Below are 19,880 nucleotides of genomic sequence, written 5' to 3'. Positions count from 1 at the left end.
GTCCTCTACACTCAGAGCTGAATCCTACACCGTTAGGCTAACAACTTATTTTGGGTTACTAAGTTGCATAGGCTCTAGACCTGAGAATAGAGGCTACCCTCATAACGTTCTTGCCCTGCACGTCAACCTGCTGCAAACTTTACAACTGTAAACCTAAAGGGTACAGATATCCCTAGCTACACGATCCCTAAAAACCATGAAGATCCCTACCAGAACAAGCCTTTCCAGACTCACCGCCGATGCCATCGAAGAGGCCATCGCCGAGGGTGTCTGGCAAGAAAAACTTCCGGGATCCCGAAAACTTTGCGAGCAATTCTCTGTCAGCCAGCGCACCCTCACCACCGCACTCGATATCCTCACCAGACGCAATGTCATCGATGCCCCAGAAGGCACACGCGCACGACGCATTTCAAAATCCTATAAACCTAACAAGAAGAAGGCACTCCCTAAACGTGAATCGCTGCTGATCCTTGGCTCCTACGAACTTCACGGCCATGACGCCGCTACCAGCAACATCCTCAGCGGCATCGCCCAGTTGTTCCGCCAAAAAAATTGGGACGTCTTCTCTCAAGCCTCAGAAGAATTTAAAAATGCGAAGCCGGGCCCCGTCTTTGAACAACTCGCTGCCCGATACAAGCACAGCCGCTGGCTACTCTGCGCAGCCCCGCAGCCCGTCATTCAGTGGTGCATGGACAAGAACCTCCGCGTCATCTGCTTGGGGGGAGCCCTCCCAGAACCACCACCTCCCACCGTCTCTGTTAGCATCACTGGGCTCATGAAAGATGCCATCCACCTGGCTCTTAGCAAAGGCCACCAAAGCTTCAGCATCCTCTGCCCTACTCCCTCCAAGGAATACGAAAAGACGGTCAAAAATACCGTCTCAGATGCCCTCCAAAGCTTTGGCATGCCCTTCCTACCCAATTACCACTTCCCCAAAATTGCCGTCGATGACCCCGAGCCACTCAAGCAAGTGCTCGATAGTATCTTCAAAGTAACGCCACCAAGCTTGCTGATCGTCACAGAAGAACGCCAACTCATCACCGTCTATTCCTACTGCATGCTCAGAGGCATCCGTATCCCCGACGACCTCTCAGTCATCCTCTCGCTCTCCAGTAGAAATGTCGATTGGTTCAACCCTATCCCCACTCACTTCAGCATCCCCGTCCAAAAAATGATCAAGTCGGTGGCCAACTATGTCGAAAATTACCCGACAACGACTCAGAAAGTCATCCACCACCCGCTTGACTTCACGCCAGGAGCCAGCCTCAAAACAATCCGCAACGTCAAACCTCGCTGAGCCCCCCTCTACTTCTTCTTAAAGTAGCCCCGTTGCTTCTCACTAATCGGCATCCCCAGCAGCTCCATCACTGCCAGCATGTCCTGCCATACCTTACGCTTCTCCTCAGTCACCTCTTGGTGCATCAAATAACTTGGGTGATAGGTCGCTCGCACTGGCACACCTGCGACTTTATGAAAACCACCTAACATGTCTTTGACTGGCACATCAGGACCTAACAGAGCCTTTGCCGCGATTGCTCCTAACACAATGATCACCTTGGGCTTCACCATCTCAACCTCCGCCATCAAATAGCGCATTGAGGCGTTGATTTCATCAGCATTGGGCTTGCGCGTGTTGGTTGTCTGGTTCGCTTGCGCGGGACGGAATTTGACCACATTAGTCATGTAGACTTCATGTCGCTCTACCCCCATTGCCTTGAGAATCGCCTCCATTTTCTTGCCAGCAGGTCCAGAAAACGGAGCTCCTTTGGACTCATCATGATAACTAGGAGCCTCACCTACTAACATAATATCAGCATCCACCCCACCCTCAGAGAAAACAAGTTTCTCACGCAGCGTTCCCAGCGACTTTAACTGGGCATCCACGCTGATTTGCTGTTGTAAGCTCTCCAATGAAGTTCCTACAGGAGCAGCGACGACCTTCTGGGCTTCCACCACGGGAGCTTGTACTTCAGATAGACGCACAGCCTCCTTCACTGCCACCTTGCTCTCAGTCTCCACCGGTCGTGCCGCCGCAGGCTCCTGCCCCCTTGCGCGCTGAAAAAAGGCGCGCAATACCAAGCGAGCACGATCATCTAAATGCACATGCGTTTGCCCCTGCCGCTCCAGTTGCTGCAGGTAATCAATCAGTGGCTCGGCGAGGGCTGACATGCCCATAGACTCACCACTCCCAATCCATCCGTCAAGACGAAGATCAGGACTCCACACTCACCTGACGCATCCCTTCGTACAGCACAATCGCCACCGCCGTCGCAAGGTTCAAGCTCCGTGTCGATCCCTCAACCATGGGAATCTTCACCGCCGTATCCTGATACTTCTCAATCAAGGCTTCATCCAGACCACGAGTCTCTCGCCCAAAAAGTAAATAGTCCCCTTTCTGAAACTGCACGTCCCAATGGTGCTGACTCGCCTTTGTCGTCAGTAAGAACATCCGCGAACAATCCTCCACAGAAGCAATAAATGCCTCCCAGCTCTCCCATTCCATGATATCTACATCCTTCCAGTAATCCAACCCCGCACGACGCACCGTCTTCTCATCAATATCAAAGCCCAAGGGCTTCACGAGATGCAGCCGTGCACCCGTCGCCAATGCCAAGCGCCCCGCAGCCCCTGTGTTGTGCGGAATCTCTGGATGCACCATAACGATGTTGAACATGCCCCTCGATACGCAGATGCCCCCCTCTGTGCAAGCCGCTCTTTTCAGCACCTGCAAAAAGAAAAGAGCTGTGACATTTGACCGCTTTCCCCTACCATAGAGGACGTGAAACCACACCTTTCCATTCCTTTCCTTTGCCTCACCCTTCTTTCTTGCTCCGAAAAAGAAGAAGCCACCACCCCCACGCCCCCTAAAAATGCTTCTTCACCCGCCGTCGAGCACAACACTCCTAGCTTCCCAGACCCCAACCCACTCGTCGACCAAAGCCCAGAAGAAATCGCCAAAGATATGGGGATGACCCTCGATTTTAGCAACCCAGAGGACTACATGAAACGCATCGTCGCGATCATGCAAAATGCCAAGGATGCCAATGACACAGAAAAAATCATCCAACTCATCGGCAAACAAAACCTCACCCCGGAACAACACACCCTCCTACGTGAACTCATCGAACAAGATGGCATCACCATCGACCCAGAAAATCCCTTCGAAAAAATTGGCGACCTCAAAACCAACCAACACGCTCGCTGGGCTATCAATCTCAAAAACCACGCCCCAATCGTCCTCGATGTCATCCGTGACACCGCCGGCAAATGGAAAGTCAATAAAGTCACTATCCCCGATAAAATGGCCAAAGCCAATGGCCAAACACCCGAACTCCCAGACCTCCAAACCGACGCCCTCAACTACACCCATACCTTCCTCTCCAAACTCCTCACTCAGGACTTCCAAAGCGCCAAAGCAATGGTCGATCCCTCCAACATCACAGATGCCAAACTCGCCGGCCTCTGTATCATCTTCGAAGAAGCCGCCTACCAAATCGATAAAGAAAAACCGCTCCGCGCACTCTTCCTCAGAGAAACCGCCGCAGGATTCTACGCCAATGTCATCTCCAACGATGGCGAAAAGGCAGCCCAATTCTCCATCATCACCCAACGTGATAAAGCCGGCGACTCCTGGACAATCTACGAAATTAACCTCGACCAACTCCTCGGCGACTATGCCAAACGTGTCTCCGGCGGCGACGTCCACTACACCCCACTTCTCAAAAACCCCCAAGGGGGCGACACCCTCGTCATCTACTTCGAATTTGACTCAGATGGCCTCACCCCGCGTACCCAAAAACAACTCAATATCGTCACCAGCCTGTTGAAGGTCGACCCTAACAAGACCATTACCATCTCCGGCCACACAGACGCAAAAGGCAGCGCCAACTATAACGAACAACTCTCCAGAAGCCGCGCTCAAGCAGTCAAAGACTACTTCTCAAAAAATGGCGTCCGCCCAGAACAAGTCGTTACCGAAGCACACGGATCCCAACATCCACGCCTCCCTAACACCCAAGCAGATGGCTCCGATAACCCAGACGGCCGCAGAGCAAACCGCCGCACGGAAATCTACCTCGACTTCTAAGCCACTCACTCACTGGGTCCAAAACCGCCTCGCCTAAACCAACAACACGATGCCCCTGGTTCTCTCACGTCTCGTCCCCGCCCTCCTCTTCGGGCTCTTCTTCTACGTGGGCTATCTGGTCATGACTACCCGGCATGTCCCAGAGCTCCCAGTACAAAGCCTCGATACTTGGCAAAAAGCAGACGCCCCCTATGGCATCCCACTCAAACTCGACCAACCGGAGCTGGTGCAACAATTCGACCCACGCATGCACCTCCACTCTCCCTTCGAGGCAGCCCTCATCCCTACTGCACCTCGCTTCGACCCACCCATGGGCAGCGAACACGCAGCCCTGACCTACAATGCACAATCCTTCATGGCTCCTAACGCTACTCGTGGAGGTCAACATACCGGCGACGATATCAATGGCATCGGCGGCCAGAATAGTGACCTCGGTGACCCCGTGTTCGCTATCGCCAATGGTCTCGTCGTCTACGCTGGCACCCCCTCACCCGGCTGGGGGAAAACAATCATTCTCGCCCACCGCCTCAATGACGGCCGCATCCTCCACAGCATGTACGCCCACCTCCATGAAATCCACGTCGCCACTAAAAGCCACATCGCCAGATCTCAAGAAATTGGCACCGTCGGCAATGCTGGAGGCCGCTACCTCGCTCACCTCCACCTCGAAATGCGCCACACCGATGGCTTCTCCCCTCAGACAGGATACGCCAGCCACCCCTTCGATCGACTCCCCCCAGAACAAACCATCGACTCACTGCGCAATGCCCCCGATGATGCCCTCAACCCCAGCACCCTCCAGATCCTCCAACAAGACCTCCACAAAAAACTCCCCATCCCAGAAATGGATGCTGAGTCCGCCCTCAAATTCCAAGAGTTCCTAGAACGCAGCTCCCCTAACAAATGAAAACTAACTACGTCTTCATTGATTACGAAAATGTGCAACCATCTGGTGTTGCTGCCATTAAAGAACATAACTTCAAGGTCTTTATTTTCATCGGCAAAGGCCAAAAGAGCGTGTCCGCAGAGCTAGTCGCTAACCTCCAGCCACTCGGTGAAGACGTCGTCTACATCCCACTCGACGTCGCTGGCCCCAATGCCCTGGATTTCATACTCACCTTTTACCTCGGTAAAACATACACCTCAGAACCAGACGCCTATTTTCATATCATCTCCAAAGATAAAGGCTTCGATACCCTCATCGAACACCTCCGAAAACAAGGAATCAAAGTCGCACGCCACGAGGCCATCCAATCCATCCACCCACTCAAAATTACCGTCCAAAAAGAAATCCAAGAAAAGGTCGACCTCGTAATCGAGAACCTCAAAAAGAAAGGTAACTCCCGGCCACGCAAACTAAGCACCCTCGAAAATACTATCAGAAGCCTCTTCACCCCTCATCTTACCAGTAAAGAAACCCAATCTATCATCACCAAACTCATCAACAAAAAGGTGCTCGTTGAAAATGATGGTAAAATCTCATACCACCTCAACAACCCACAATAGTGCCTCCAAATGCAAGGCTCTGAAATCATAATCGTCATAATGCTCCTTGGCATTCTGCTTCTACCTGTCGCCCTTGTTGTCGCGATCGTGCTGATCATAAAGTCCCGTCGCCCATCTAACATTCCTAATATTGAGGATCAATAAACACCCACTCAACTCCTATTCTACAGACTGCTCAAAACTCGAAGATTAATCATATTCCTTGTGCTGGTACTTACAGGATTTTTCAGTTTGATAGGTCATCCCATCTCGCCTTACCCTCCCACATATTAACTCTCTAGTTTGCCGTTAATATTGAGTCCAAACATTTGAACACATACTTACACCATCTGCCAGTGATCGCGGCTTTGTTTCTGTCATGCTGCGCTGCGCCCGATCAGCCTCTCGCGTCGAATAAGGTGACAGCATCGTTCATCCAGGAGTTTGAACAGAAATATGCCGCATACCAAATCACTCCCGAAAGCTTACCAAAACCCAATCTAACAGTAGTAACTAAGCTCAAAAAATCGCCAATCTGGAAGATCCCATCCGCAGAGTTGGCTCTCCATCTAGGTGATCGCTACAGTGAAGGAAATAATCGGTACAGAACATTCTCACGGTATGAGCTGCGTGGCAGCTCTGGTGCAGTCTTAAGCGGTGGAGAAAGCGTACTGGCAAGTGCGGACCTGAAGAATCCAGAACTGCAGCCGTCAGTTCGTATCTCTTACGATCCGACGAGCCGTAAACTTCTTATCGTCGAGGAGCATAGCTGGTCGGTCCAGCGAATACTCATTTTGAATATGAACGGCCGGCAGGAACCAGCCCACTATCTGAGGGTTCCCTCCCGCCGCAGCCTTGAACCTATCGACCATTATGAGATTGTAGCGTTTTCTCGGGGTAAACTTTATATCACACAAGACGGCGCAGCCTTTGCCTTTCCGCTGGATGTCATACGGACCTATTCAGACCTCGACTATTCTATCGGCTCCACAACTCCAATAAACCCAACCCAAAAAGGCGTCGCTCTCCACACCCAGCCCGCCACGTGCTCAAATCCTACATGATCAAACTACAACTAAACCCAAGCCGGAATAGCTCCCTAAATCAGGCTTGAGATCACTCGACATTATGCTCATAGGACCTCCAGTGCAGATGCCACCATGGATTCGTGAACATTTCGCTCCCGAGCAGCGGTCAGCTGTCGACTACCTTCGACGGCAAATCGATGAGAGCATGCTTAAGGAGATTGCCGAGGCTGACTATGCACAAGATGTCTCGAAGCACCTGGCAGCACTCATGCCGATTTGGAATGACTGTGAGCTCGCTGAGTTGAACCACTGGTTTCCGATGGAGGTGCTCGAGCTTATTCGATGGTCTGAGCCTGAAGCCCCCAATTGGCAGCCGGGATCAACAGGTCTTCGTGGTCACAAACTGCGAGCATTCTCATGCGCGGTTTTACTCGCAACACCAAACTTCGAGCCAGACAAGGAAACCCTAATTCAGATGCTTGATTCGCTTGCCTGGCTTGGTGCCGAAGCTCAAGCGGCAACCGCTCGCTTTCTCGTATGGAGGCTCGATTCAATCGGCCACGAGGAGGATCGCCCGTTTTTCGCACTGGCTTTGGCGGCTATCATCCAATCGATTACGGCCCCTCTGCCAACTGCAAAAGAACAAGATTTGGCCGACTGGGTGGCAGGTGAAGAATTTTTCGAGCGGGCCTACCTAGCTGAATTCCACGAAAGTTATCAGGACTCCCCGTGGATGTTCGGGCTCTCATATAACAACATCCGCAACAATCGTTGGAAGGCACTGATCCGCTCTGTTCAGGAAAGATCGAACGAAGGTCCATTCGGGCGCATGCTAGCAGATAACTACAAAGCATAATTAGACCTTGCTCTCAACACCCGCCCCTCCATGCTCAAACGTATTCACATCTCTGGTTATCGATCACTCCTAGACCTCAGCTGTGATCTCACAGAGATGACCGTCATCTCCGGTGAAAATGGCGTTGGAAAATCAAATTTTTACAAAGCTCTGCTGCTGGTGAAAGCATTAGCTGAAGGCAACTTTGCACAAGCTTTAGCCAATGAAGGAGGCATGGTTTCCGCCCTCTGGGCTGGTGAACGAAAGCGACATGAAACAAAAACCATCAGCATTCGCGTCGAACATAGCGACTTCACCTATTACGCAAAGATTGGACTCATCCCTAGCAGCCCAACGGACCCCAGCTTCTTTAAAACTGACCCCGATATCAAAGATGAGAAAGTCTCTATCCAGTTGAAAAACTCGCAGCGTACCGTGGCGAAACGCTCGGGCAATCAACTCATGCTCAGCGAGAATACCCAAGGCATGGAGCACTTCGAATTCTCACTCTTATCTAACGAGTCAATTCTCTCTCAAGTCAAAGACCCCAGCCGCTACCCATTCCTTTGCCTAGTGCGTAGCACAATCCTAGAATGGCGATTCTTCCATGAATTTGATACCAGCCAACATTCCATCCTGCGCCACCCCCAGGTGAGTTATTACTCACCATTCCTGAATGATGACGGGTCCAATCTGCTCGGGGCCCTCCAAAGCATTGTCGAATCAGGAAATGAATATCGGCTCTCAGAGTTTTTCACACGCGCCTTCCCCGACCTCCAATTCTCAATCGAGGCAGAACAAAATTACTTCCGCTTAGAGGTCTTCAGACATGACCTGTCCCGCCCGCTCACCGCAATAGAACTCTCTGACGGCACCCTGAGGTTCCTCTGCCTTCTCGCAGCACTGCTCTCCCCACATCAACCTCATTTACTGGTCTTCAATGAACCCGAGATGAGCCTCAACTCTCGTATCTACCCCGTCCTTGCCCAACTTCTCAGTGAATCGCAAGCCCAGCTCCTAGTGGTGTCGCACGACCAGAAACTCGCCGGTCACCTCAGCCAAGCAGGCGCTTCGTCCATCCAATTGATGCTCCAATCAGGAGCCACTATCCACACAGAGCACGCCGGTTCACACAAAGTCTGGAGCTTCGATTAAGTCTACCTCGCAGAGGCCTCCTCATAAAAAAGAGGCTCCACAGCATCACACTGTAGAGCCTCTCATTTTATTCACGTACACATTCTTTTCCTACTCGAAGATCAGGTAATTGACCTGCTCACTGGTGTGCGAGCTCTCGCTGTCTCCGATGTCGTCTTCATCAATGATCAACTTGATCGCACTCGCACTCAACGCGTCGTTCTCAAAGAACACCGGCCAGCCACCATCGTTGCCGTCCATCGCTGCCGAGCTAAGCGCTCCTGCACTTGCAGATGTCAGACCGCTGATGTTGTAGCTATACCCTGCTGCGTTGTTGCTGGTATTCTGGATCGAATCCGCTCCCAAGCCTGCGCTGTAGGCCACACCATTGATGCTGCCGGTACCGGCTTCGATCACGATGTAACCAATCGTCTCATCAGCTCGCACCTTGTTGCTGTCCTCAGCAACGTGCTTACCAATGTTCAGATTAGACGCATCAGCGGGTGCTGTGCGGGTATTGCCCATGCTCCAGAACACGGACCAGTTCGCATCGTTCGCACTCATCACCTGACCTAGCACCACCGGTGTGGTGTAGCTATTAGTGTAACTACGAGCCTCTGCCAACCAGCTAGACTTCGCAGCAGTCACCGTAGAGGTGAACTTCACTGCTTCCATCTGCACGCCGTCGCTTGCGAGGGTGTAAACCCCTTCTTCCACAGCGATCACGGAAACATCACAGCTCACTGCAGCCGTCAGTCCATCCGCTCTATCAAGCTTCACTTCGAAGCTGCTGCCACTCACGTTGCGGATGCGGGTCACCACCGGCACTTGCGCGGCATTTGCGTAGATCGGTGTCGCCACAATCACTGCCGAGTTGTAGTTCTTGCCGAGATCCACATTAGTCCAGCTGCTGCTAGAAACGCCACTCACAGTCGTGCGCACCATCTTAGGTGAGGTGTCCGCCACGGTCGTGAAGCTCGCGCTGCTGCCCCACACTGTCCCTGCTGTGTTTGTCGCAGCAATCGTGTAGTAGTAGCTCGTGCCCTCACTCAGACCCGTGATGCTTTCCACATGCGCTCCGGCATTCTTCGTTCCAAGAACCACGCTGTTGCTCCAGCTTGCGGGTGTCGTGCCACCATCAGTCTCACCGTAGTAGAGAGTCACACTCGGAGCTTCTCCCCCTTCGTCAGTGATACTGTAGCCGAGGTCGGCACTTGTCATTGCTAGGTTCGATGCGCTGCCTGTTGCCACCACTGCTGCAGTGACTTCAAGCACATCGGTGACACTCACTGCCACACTTGCCGTGTCGCTGAGTCCACCATTGTCGGTGACCGTCACAGTGAGTGTGTAGCTGTTAGTGGTTTCGTAATCGAGGGCTGTGGCAGTAGTGATCACACCACTGTTATCGATCGCGAAGGCGCCACCAGTATTGCCCGCTGTGATTGCGTAGCTGAGGCTATCGCCAGCATCAGGATCGCTCGCACTCACTGTCGCCACAGTAGTACCAAGCGTAGCATCTTCTGCCACACTTCCACTCGTGTCATTGGCAGTTGGCCCTTCATTCACATTCGTGACATTGATCGTGATAGTAGCCGAATCATTGAGTGATGGTACACCATCGTCAGTAACGGTCACAGTCAGAACATATTGGCTAACACTCTCGTAATCCAATGCCGCTGCAGTCGTGATTTCACCACTATTCGCATCAATAGCGAAGTCATTGCTCTCATTGCCCGCCGTTATAGCATAGCTCAGCGTGTCCCCCGCATTCGGATCCGTCGCTGTGACAGTACCGACGCTGGCACCAGAACTCACATCTTCGGAAACCAACAATGTAGCATCGTCAACTACTGGATCAGCATTGGTCGGCTCAACAAATTCACGAATCTTCAACCATTGACCTTGTTCAGCAGTCGCACGGAGACGTACAAACTTCACAGCTGATGCCAAAGTCGCTTGGGCTTCACCACCACTGAAAGTAGCGACGCTAGTCCAATTCGTCCCATCATCAGAGGTTTCCATCACACCGCTAGATAGCGCATCTCCACCATTACTCGGATCTCCAGTGAGTATCTCAAAGACTCCAGGTCCAACAGGCTCAGCATACTCTACAGTGAAGTGGTCATCTACTAGAGCACGTCGACTTGTCCACGCAAAGACAGCTGGGTCGTCATCCAGCGCCCTATCCCATGCAAAGTTAGACCAATAACTCGGGAAGCTCGTGGTAATGCGATAAGCTAAAACATCGATATTTAAGGTAGCACTTGCAGTTCCACCATTGCCGTCATCGACACCCACCGTGAAGGTGTTTGTGCCTATATCACTGCTGCTTGGTGTGCCACTCAGACTACCGTCCGATCCCACAACCAGCCAAGCTGGCCCAGAGATCTTCGAGTAGCTGAGCGTGGTATTCTGATCTACATCACTAGCTGCTCCTGCAAGTGTCTCACCAGAATACGCCTCATTTGCTAACAATGCGCTGCGAGTCATCGGGTCTGATACGAATTCAGGCTCCTCATTGAGGTCGTTCACATCAATCGTGACAATCGCAGTGTCCGTGAGTGATCCATCGCTCACCTCCACGCTTAAGACAAACTGACTCGAAGTTTCGAAGTCTAACTCAGCTGTGCTTGTGATGGCCCCACTTGCCGAATCAAGAGCAAAAAGCCCCGCTTCATTTCCAGCAGTGATGCTATAACTCAAACTTGCCCCAGCATCCGGATCAGTAGCTGAGAGTGTCGTCACCGCTGTTCCAGCAACACCATTTTCATCTACATTCACCACGCTATCAACAAGTACAGGATCCTCATTTACGTCCGTAACATCCACTGTCACCTGAGCCGAATCGCTAAGAGTACCGTCACTCACCGTCACAGTGAGAACATGCTGGCTAACATCTTCATAGTCGAGCTCGTCAGTCGTGCTGACAGCCCCACTGCCGTCAATGGCAAAGAGCCCAGAGCCATTGCCTGCTGTAATCGAGTACGTCAAGCTTGCTCCTGCATCAGGATCACTCGCTCCCACCACTGCAACGACGCTACCAGCTGAACTATTTTCAGCCAAAGAGCCGACAACATCATTCGCAACGGGTGCCTCGTTCACATCCGTAACATTCACTGTTACCTGCGCTGAGTCACTCAAGGCCCCATCAGACACAGTAACCGTAAGAACGTGCTGGCCAGCTGATTCGAAGTCGAGAACTCCCGTGCTCGTCACCTCACCATTGGCTCCAATAGCAAACAAACCAGAGCCATTCCCTGCAGTGATACTAAATCCTAACAACGATCCTGCATCTGGGTCGCTTGCTGCTACAGTAGCAATAAGCTGGCCGCCTGAGAGATTCTCAGCAAGGTCTCCCACTGCATCACTTGCCACAGGCGCTTCATTCACATCTGCCACGTTGACCGTAACACTAGCTTGGTCACTCAACGTCCCATCACTCACTTCCACCGTCAGTACATGCTGACTCGCAGATTCGTGATCCAGTGCACTCGTCGTTGTCAGAGCTCCAGTAGACGCGTCTAAACTGAATGACCCAGAGGCATTGCCACCAACAATCGTGTAGCTCAGCACATCTCCCGCATCTGGGTCAGTTGCAACAAGCGTGCCTACGCTCGCATTCACTGCTCCATTCTCCGCAATTCCAAATGTAACATCATCTAGCTGTGGAGCTGAGTTTGGAGATACGACTTCTAACACTGCTGCATTCAGGATCGACCAGCCACCCGCGCTCGAAACGCTGAGTTCGATCTGGCCACTACCGTCGGTCTGCAAACCACTGAAAACCAAACCTGCATCTTCCAAACTTGCTGCCGCCCAGATATTTCCGCGCGTCTCCACAGTCTGTTGGGTTCCAGCACCATCTGTAACAGTGATGGTTTCTACCACTGCATCTTGCCCACTGAGGAAGTCATAGACTCTCAAGTTGTAGCGTAAGCTGTCATCAAGCCCGCTGAATGTAAGACTAATTGGGTTTGGACTATAGGCGATATCGTCAGCTGCTGTCACATAGTAGCTGTCCGCTGCCGTTCCACCCCAGCTCCCCGCAGCAGGGTCGTCATTCAAGCCATTGACCACTGAGAGCGTGACACTCACTCCATCGCGAGCCTGACCGTCATTGTAATCTAACACATTGCTCACACTTCCAGCAGAGGCCGCAATCGTGTTAAAGTTCGCTGCGGACCCCCCTGAAGTACTCAAGTCTACTGCTATGACATCACCAGCTGCTAGATTAGTAAGGTTCGTGACATCCACTGTCACAGTGGCGGTGTCAGTGAGAGAACCATCACTCACTTCCACCGTAAGTACATGCTGCGCAGCACTCTCATAATCGAGCGGACCAGTAGTGGTGATAACTCCAGTTGCCGGGTCTACAGCAAAAAGACCGGCTCCATTGCCAGCTGTAATGCTGTAGCTGAGGCTAGCTGATTGGTCTGGATCTGTCGCTACTAAGCTAGCAACAACCTGTCCCGCAGCAAGACCCTCGCCTACCACGACTGTCTGACCTGATAAGGCTGGAGCATCATTCGCGTCAGTCACCATGACTGTGACTGTGACACTCGTGGTCAACGACCCGTCGCTTACATCAACTGTCAGTGTGTGCTGCGATGTACTCTCGTAATCTAAACCACCATTCGCAGTTAATGCACCCGTCACAGAATCAATCGCAAACAAGCCACTTTCATTGCCTGCCACTATCGCATAACTCAAGGTATCACCATTGTCATAGTCGAGACCTAACAAGCTCCCTAACGAGCTTCCAGCACCACTATCCTCAGCGATGTTCACCTGGATGTTCTGCGCCACTGGAGCCACATTACCGAGCCAAGCACCGTGGTTCGCAATGATCGTGTTAGCACTTAATGCCGAATCATATGCGGCAAAGGCGTAGACACCATTCTCTGCATCATCCCTGAGGTTGCTTGAGCCCAAAGTCACATTCGCCCCTGCAAAGGCTGGCACCTGCCCTAGTGTCCCCACATGCACTCCGTTGTAGTACAGTCGAGTCTGCCCTTGCTGGCTATCAACCACTGCAACTACATGCGTTAAGGCTCCATATGGAGTGGCGACACTTTGACCAACCTCCGCTGAGAAGGACCAATCGGAATAACCAAAGCGCGTGATTCCCATCACCCCGCGGTTGTTCCATTGCTCAAACTTCAGCCCCCAGCCATTGCCTGCGAGTAAGTCGACACCACTCTGCCCAAGGTCTTCTCCATTCACGAAGAACTCGAGCGTGTAATCACCACTCAGACCAGTCAAATCAACACCGCGTGTCGCATTCCCCGCAAGAGGCTGAATACTACTATGGTCAAGACTGGCATGGCCTGCGATAGCTTGCTGCCACGCTTGCGCTCGTCCTGAAATCAGCGGGTGAGTGTGCACTAACAATTCCTGAGCATTAGTCAGACCATCCTGGTCCGTATCCTCACTGCCCACAGCTGCTAGGTTGCCAATGTAGGTTTGCTCCCACCAGTCTTCAAGACCGTCAGCATCACTGTCATCAAGCGGCTCGAAATATTCACTCGCTATCAGAGTCTTGTCTAACCCACCAGGTCCAGACCAGCCCATCGCCAAGTGATCGCCTCCGCCTCCCTCTTTATGTAGAGCTTCAAAATAATATTTTTGCCCAGCAATGAGGCTCACAGCCGCACTGCTCGTTGCATTGAAGTTCAACTCAGAGGTATACCCATTAAGCTGCACAATACTCACCGCATTCGCTGCATCGGTATCCGTACTCAGTAAAAACTGACCATGGTCATCCGATGCGATGTGGAAGACATAGTCACCATCCTCAGGTACGGTAAGATAACCTCGAACTCGACGACCAAACTCATTTCCGTTACTTGGGAAATGGAAACCATTGCTCGCCACCAAACTCCGCGATGTTGGACTGTCAGGGTAGTTTGCGGACCCTGTTAAATCGGCGATCGTGTTTCCTGGAATTTCAGCAAAGTAATCTTCCGCTAAAATCCCCTGTAGACCAACATTGATCGTGATCGTCGTACTAGCAGACTTCGCTGGAGTACCATTATCGGTAGCCTGCAGCACAAGACTGTAGGACGCTTGACGCTGAGCATCCATCACGACATTCGGGCTCAATGCCCCACTAGCAGGGTCAATGCTCCAATCACCAGATGTATTACCACTGAGGATTTCCCATGTGTAAGACTCATTCGGGTCGTTACTCGCTCCCAAACTTGGCTGATAGAAGCTGGCTCCCACAACTGCCGTCTCACTAATCGCAACCGTTTCAGCAACTAAATCTGGCGCGCGATTTTCATCCTCTAAGGTCAATTGCACTGAGAACTTCTGGATGTGATTCACCCCATCACTGACTTCAATGATCAAAGTTCCCGCAGAGTACTGGCTATCCACCACTGGCAAATCGCCAATGATGCTGAGCTTCCCATCCGAGGCTAGACTTAAGCTGCTCGCATACCGTCGATTGATCAGATCATCGTGAACGGTGAAGGTGAGAGCATCTCCATCTACATCAGTCACATACTGAGCAAGATCAGCCACCACTGTATTCGCTGGTGTCAACTCAGGCACAACCACCTCTAGAACTCCAGGAACCTCAGGTGCTCTGTTAGCAACATCCACTTGGAAACTAATGTCCGTGCTATTGCCATTCCCATCAGTCGCCCGCACAGTCACCACAGAGCTACCACTCGCGCCAGCAAGTGTGCTCAAACTGAAGTTTGCAGGGTCAGCAATCGCACCAGTCTGATCACCGTCGAAGATCGCAGCGTTAGAAACAGAAACAACCTCATAGCTCATCGCATTGTCAGCCGTCTCGCCATCTTGGAAAGCTGCATAGAGGTCAACACTCTGCCCGCCTCCAGCTGTACCAAGATCCAGATCTGCAATACCGTAGCCCTCAGGCCCAGTACTTCCAGAGTCATAGTCGACCACAAAATCGCGTACCGTCTTGTTCCAGCCATCATCACTTGTCAGACGCAATACATAACTGCCATTGCTCGCTAAGGTCACATTGGTGTGCAACGCCGATGCATCCGCAAAACTCGCCGCACCTGGACCTGAGACCTGAGACCAAGCCGTTTGCGTACTATGATCCTTTTCTCCCCATACCCAACATTCATTAATGCGTACCGCCTTGTCACCAGAGGCATTCGTCAAGCCCGCTGGCAATGCCACACGCACACGCTTGGCTAGTGTGTTAGCCGGAATCGCATCAAATAAATGCGCCGTGTTGCCATCTAAACTCACCTGCCAAGTCTGGGTCCCCGCAGCATCATATGCCGTCACGGTACCGCCACTCATGGCTGTCTCTAAATGCAACCTCACCTGAGAGAGTGGTGTCTCTTGATCTAAGGTCAACTCCCACCAATTCCCATCAGTAGTCGTGTCAGTACGCGACCCATTGATCCCACCACGCAGCTTATCTATCGCTTTGTAGGCATCAAAATCGCTGTTAGGAGTCGTCGATTGACTTGGTGTTCCCATGACTGTCAAATCCACGTCTTGACCGCGATACCCCATCACACGCACCTCCCATAAGGCCAATGTGTTGAGCGCCGATGGCTTCTCAATGCGCACATAACGTACAGTCTGCTCACCAGCTATGGAAACCGGTATGCGATGCGCAAAATGGTGCTCACTTTTTGGTAATAGCTTCTGTGACTGGATTTCACTTCTGTCAGATCCTAACAACTTTGCCACAAGGCCATATCGCCCGTAGTCGGACCCTTCCAATGCACTCAAAGCTAAATGCACGTCTACCCACTGGACAGGCACCTCAGCACCTAAGTCCAACTCCCACCATGCCTCACTGCCCTTGTTTCCAAACTCAGCATTCTGGTTACCATAATACTGTGTAAAAGCATGATACTCAGACGGAGTCACAAGACTCTGAGCCTCGGCATTATTCCCGTCCGATCGCGTCGCCGTACCCGCTGGAGCAAGATCAATAAGCCCAACAAATTTATCATCACTCACCGCGCTCACAAGCTCACTTGTGTTCCAACTCCCTTGATTCCATCCACTCAGTTGACGGTGGTTGACTGTCGCCCACGGACCACGTTCTTCCCCAAGGTTCTTCTTAAGGGGATCCGCCTCTACTATCACCCACTTCTCTACCGTCTTGGTATGGCCATTGTCGCTTGCGTTGAGACGTAAACGGTATCTTCCTGGGCTGTCAAAGAAGGCCACCGCATTCTCAGAATTCCCCCCTTCAAAGCTCACATTGGCTCCCTCAGGTTGGTTGACAACTTCCCACTGGAGAGTCGATACTCCAGTAAAATCCCCACCACTTGCCGGAATCTTTACTGACTCTAACACGACACCGTGGTCCTGACGCACACGTGTGTATGGCCGTGCAGGACGCACCACATCAGCAATCCCCACCAAGACCCTCGCGGTCCCGTTGAGCACTCTCCCATCGACATCCTTAGCAGTATAACTGATAACGGCGTATCCACTTGCACCAGCTGCAGGCTCAAAACGTAAGAAACCATTCGGCTCATTTCCGGTCGTGCCATCTGGGTAAATGTGAAAAACCTTTTCCAACTCCAGACTCCCCATGCTAGGGGTATCTAAGCTTGCCGAAGTGAGCACATAAGACCTTGCAAAATCGGTCTGCTTCTCAGTCGCAGTATCTAGCGATTGTTTGACCACTGTGCTGATATTCCACTCATTGCGGAGCTGGCCAGTGACCACATCATTCACCAAGGGGTTAAATCGTAGTAACCTCCCACCATCACTCTGCACAAGATCATCAACCGCCTGAATGTTAGGGCTGCTGTAGTTGACCGTGACTTCTTGCTCAGTCCCTCCAATATTCAATGTGAATTGCTCAGAACCAGTAGCATCAGCATGAGCACGTAAAAGTAATCGATTACCTGTCACGAAGATATTCGCCATGCTTGGCGTATCCACCACACTTAGGTTGGATCCAAATAGGGTCCACTGATCCTGTCCCGCTGCAATGTCTACGGTGTTCGGAACACTGGATGGCGTTCCAACAGTAATGGCAATGGGAGCCCTTGAAAGCCATCCTCGGTCGTTGTTTCCAACAGATCCACGCAAGGTATAGTTAAAGTGCACCACACCTTCAAAACCAGCACTCGGAGTAAACCGTAGCTTCTTACCCATGTCGGTGATCTCCAAAGTTCCAGCTCCTGCAGGTACCATGCGAGATACCTCTTCAATCACAATGTTCTCATTGTAATAAGGACTCCCTGGAGTCGCTCTGTCATCATTGCCTCTCGGGTCAAATTCCACCATGGTGTCGACCGCTGTCACGACCGTGTCGTCATTCGCAAAAGGAGTCTCTGCTGGGTGACGCAACTTGTTACTGCCATTGGCCGTGCGTAACCCAGTGTCACTCTCACCATCTACCTGCCCATGCTCTTTCACTCCTCGTGTGCGTAGCTGCGCACGACCAGAAAATTCACGCCATAGCTGATGAGCTGTGATTGGCTTCGAATACGGCCCAGGTGTTAAATAACTCCAGAAGTGAGCTGGACCACCACCTGGCCCCATCAAATCCCCACCATCAGAGTGGCCCATACTCAAAACATGGCCTAATTCGTGGGCCGCACCCACCGTCCAACTTGATATATTGAAGGAATTACCCGCAGCTGCACCGCCACCTCCCCAACCATAAAAGTTTCCGTGCGCCACCAGTGACTCAGATCCATTACGCCAAGAACTCATGATCGTCCCCTTGTCTGGCCCACCGTCATTCTCACGGCGTATCATCAACTCACCCACTAACATCTTAGTGGCCATGTTGCGCTCATAGATCTCATCAATTTCCTCAAAGGTGATCAACAAACGCGTCAACATCGATGCAATATCCGCGTCTGTCGGGTTTTCCTTATCTCCCGGTAGCAAGTCAGGCCCAGTCTGCGCCCAGTACTGGAACTCCATCAATGATTCATGATACTTCTCACCAAAAGGAATAGGGTCCGCAGCCTTCGTTCCTATACCCGTCAACGGGTCAATTCCAGGTGTCGTGTTAATCGCCTGGTAACTCTCACCAGGTGCAATGCCTAAGCCCGCAACCACACTATCTATCTCGACCCATTGGTCAAAGCGTGCTGCCAATTCTGGATCGAGTGGCTGAACTTTAGCCATCGCTTCTTCCATCCCTACCGCCTCATTGCTATGCGACGGATGGCCACATCCTGCACAGTCACAAACCCCAAAGGCTTCCTTGTGTAAAGCCTCCGGCTCATAGCGCATCTCAATCGCCCCAGTAGCCGGATTGTTGCGTAACAATATTCTATCGCGACCCGCATTACGCATCGCAAGAGTGTACTGCTCACCGACCACTGACATGCTCACCGCCTTCGCATCAAAACTCGCCAGCAGCTCAGATGGACGCATGCCAGATGCACCCATCGCAGCCGCTTCTTCACCCTCAACACGCACGACTCCCTCAACTCCCTCTGCAATCACGACTTTGTCGCTCGCAACAATACCGCCAAACACATGCACCCCATCACTCGGATCTAAAAAGACACTGCCGTCAGCGAGCCGAATCTTTGCCTCTTTTGAAAATACTTTCTTGGGACTCAACAATAAGGTCCTCTGAACTCCGGCCACCTTCAATTCTAGCGGCCTCCCATCCTTCACGGCATCGATCAACGCCTGAGTCTCAGTCTCTACCTGATGCGCAGTCTCCTGCACTTCGGTTAACTCAGGTTCCTGTGCCTTCGCCTCAATGTGACGAATCAATCGATCTACAGCTTCTGCATTCTGATCCTGCTTTACAATCTGATGAGCCCCATTCGGCTGCTCAACATTCTGAATAGGGCGATACGTAGATACACCATATCCTATCAACGATAGCACGGCCATTCCGCCGCCCCATACGAGGTGGTTCTTTTTCATTGTGTGGTAGTCTTTTTGTGGGTTTTACAAATCTATCCCCCCCACTTCTTCAAACATCTGTTCATCTCTAGGAATCATCTCCCCGTTGAAAATCAGCGTGTTCTAACATGAAGCTAGGTATGAAATAAATTCATTGCACCTTATCCACAGCTAAAATCGAAAATATCTTAACAAAGAATTGCTAAAAAAATTTCTCAACAATCATACTCCCCTTCCTCATCCCCCCAGCAATATGGATTTCCCTAACTTCTCTCGTGCGAAAAAAATTCCCTGCCACCACTCACAAAATACTACCCAGCCCTAGCGCTCACCCACCTTAAATCAAAAAGTCCACACGATCACATGCGACAGACTGTTGAAAAACTTCAACGAGGTTTCGACACCAATCCCAGAGTGGCAAAACCAACTCTGGGGAGTTGCAAAAATCGACTAGAAGTCTGAAAGGCTT

Annotated in this window: 10 protein-coding genes; 7 read left to right on the top strand and 3 right to left on the bottom strand. The window is 51.6% G+C overall.

Going from position 1 to position 19,880, the window contains the following annotated elements:
* Nucleotides 1-196 precede the first annotated feature (196 nt).
* Nucleotides 197-1,297 carry a substrate-binding domain-containing protein gene (locus ACFSW8_RS07720; protein ID WP_377088228.1) on the top strand — a complete coding sequence of 367 codons (1,101 nt, stop codon included), beginning with the start codon at nt 197-199 and terminating at the stop codon, nt 1,295-1,297.
* Between the two features lie 8 nt (nt 1,298-1,305).
* Here the strand turns inward: ACFSW8_RS07720 and ACFSW8_RS07715 are convergent, their stop codons facing one another.
* Nucleotides 1,306-2,169 carry a uracil-DNA glycosylase gene (locus ACFSW8_RS07715; RefSeq protein WP_377177883.1) on the bottom strand — a complete coding sequence of 288 codons (864 nt, stop codon included), beginning with the start codon at nt 2,167-2,169 and terminating at the stop codon, nt 1,306-1,308.
* 43 nt (nt 2,170-2,212) lie between these two features.
* The gene (locus ACFSW8_RS07710) at nt 2,213-2,674 is read right to left on the bottom strand and encodes a tRNA (cytidine(34)-2'-O)-methyltransferase (protein ID WP_377088225.1); all 462 of its coding nucleotides are present in this window, start codon (nt 2,672-2,674) and stop codon (nt 2,213-2,215) included.
* 105 nt (nt 2,675-2,779) lie between these two features.
* Between ACFSW8_RS07710 and ACFSW8_RS07705 the strand changes: the two genes are divergently transcribed.
* The 6 genes from ACFSW8_RS07705 (at nt 2,780) to ACFSW8_RS07680 (ending at nt 8,590) form a co-directional block, all read left to right on the top strand.
* Nucleotides 2,780-4,087, top strand: coding sequence for an OmpA family protein (locus tag ACFSW8_RS07705; protein ID WP_377088223.1), 1,308 nt, complete (start codon nt 2,780-2,782; stop codon nt 4,085-4,087).
* 49 nt (nt 4,088-4,136) lie between these two features.
* A complete protein-coding gene (locus ACFSW8_RS07700) occupies nt 4,137-4,994 on the top strand; it encodes a M23 family metallopeptidase (protein WP_377088221.1) in 858 nt (285 codons plus the stop codon).
* Nucleotides 4,991-5,593: a PIN domain-containing protein gene (locus ACFSW8_RS07695; RefSeq protein WP_377088220.1), complete on the top strand. Its 603-nt coding sequence runs from the start codon at nt 4,991-4,993 to the stop codon at nt 5,591-5,593. The genes ACFSW8_RS07700 and ACFSW8_RS07695 overlap by 4 nt, the downstream gene beginning before the upstream one ends.
* A 398-nt stretch (nt 5,594-5,991) precedes the next feature.
* A complete protein-coding gene (locus tag ACFSW8_RS07690; protein WP_377177881.1) occupies nt 5,992-6,636 on the top strand; it encodes a hypothetical protein in 645 nt (214 codons plus the stop codon).
* Nucleotides 6,637-6,700: 64 nt separating this feature from the next.
* On the top strand, nt 6,701-7,456 hold the full coding sequence (locus ACFSW8_RS07685; protein WP_377088217.1) for a hypothetical protein: 756 nt from the start codon (nt 6,701-6,703) through the stop codon (nt 7,454-7,456).
* Between the two features lie 30 nt (nt 7,457-7,486).
* Nucleotides 7,487-8,590 carry an AAA family ATPase gene (locus ACFSW8_RS07680; RefSeq protein ID WP_377088215.1) on the top strand — a complete coding sequence of 368 codons (1,104 nt, stop codon included), beginning with the start codon at nt 7,487-7,489 and terminating at the stop codon, nt 8,588-8,590.
* A 90-nt stretch (nt 8,591-8,680) separates the two neighbouring features.
* Here ACFSW8_RS07680 and ACFSW8_RS07675 read toward each other — a convergent pair whose 3' ends face one another.
* Nucleotides 8,681-19,432, bottom strand: a complete 10,752-nt coding sequence (locus ACFSW8_RS07675) for a cadherin domain-containing protein (protein WP_377088213.1) — start codon at nt 19,430-19,432, stop codon at nt 8,681-8,683.
* Between the last annotated feature and the right edge of the window lie 448 nt (nt 19,433-19,880).

Origin of the sequence: Rubritalea tangerina, from assembly GCF_042683245.1 — a bacterium.
Classification (GTDB): Bacteria; Verrucomicrobiota; Verrucomicrobiia; order Verrucomicrobiales; family Akkermansiaceae; genus Rubritalea; species Rubritalea tangerina.
This window is presented reverse-complemented; position numbering and strand designations above follow the sequence as displayed.

Coding starts and splice junctions, on each gene's coding strand:
- ACFSW8_RS07720 (WP_377088228.1), top strand. CDS start 197: ATGAAGATCCCTACCAGAACAAGCCTTTCCAGACTCACCGCCGATGCC.
- ACFSW8_RS07715 (WP_377177883.1), bottom strand. CDS start 2,169: ATGTCAGCCCTCGCCGAGCCACTGATTGATTACCTGCAGCAACTGGAG.
- ACFSW8_RS07710 (WP_377088225.1), bottom strand. CDS start 2,674: ATGTTCAACATCGTTATGGTGCATCCAGAGATTCCGCACAACACAGGG.
- ACFSW8_RS07700 (WP_377088221.1), top strand. CDS start 4,137: ATGCCCCTGGTTCTCTCACGTCTCGTCCCCGCCCTCCTCTTCGGGCTC.
- ACFSW8_RS07695 (WP_377088220.1), top strand. CDS start 4,991: ATGAAAACTAACTACGTCTTCATTGATTACGAAAATGTGCAACCATCT.
- ACFSW8_RS07685 (WP_377088217.1), top strand. CDS start 6,701: ATGCTCATAGGACCTCCAGTGCAGATGCCACCATGGATTCGTGAACAT.
- ACFSW8_RS07680 (WP_377088215.1), top strand. CDS start 7,487: ATGCTCAAACGTATTCACATCTCTGGTTATCGATCACTCCTAGACCTC.
- ACFSW8_RS07675 (WP_377088213.1), bottom strand. CDS start 19,432: ATGAAAAAGAACCACCTCGTATGGGGCGGCGGAATGGCCGTGCTATCG.